Source organism: Salmonella sp. SAL4457 (assembly GCF_046548235.1).
Lineage (GTDB): Bacteria > Pseudomonadota > Gammaproteobacteria > Enterobacterales > Enterobacteriaceae > Salmonella > Salmonella enterica.
Genome location: NZ_JBGDZO010000881.1, coordinates 1 through 254, shown reverse-complemented (window position 1 = coordinate 254; position 254 = coordinate 1). Strand labels below are relative to the sequence as shown.

Genomic DNA, 254 nt, shown 5'->3' with positions numbered 1-254 from the left:
ATCAAAAGCCCCGTCACGAACGATCCCAGGACGCCAGCGGCACCGATGCCGAAGGCTTCCGGGGAGAAACCACCGTTGACCAGGATGTCCACGTATCCAGCGGCCTCTGGCGGAATCAGGTAGGCCTGTTGCCATGCGAGTTCGCGACACGCCATGAAGCCCTCGGGGGTCGAGGTCCACGCGGTACACACCTGCACAGCGACAACGCCTGACATAGCGATCAGTCCTCAAACAGCCAGGGAGGCCGCTAGGCC

General features: G+C 63.0%; 1 protein-coding gene. It reads right to left on the bottom strand.

Annotated features, from left to right (window positions below; genetic code table 11):
- Positions 1-215 (bottom strand): hypothetical protein (locus ACLJNW_RS26725; protein ID WP_114231458.1); only part of this gene is annotated, 215 nt, incomplete at its 3' end.
- Positions 216-254: the final 39 nt, after the last annotated feature.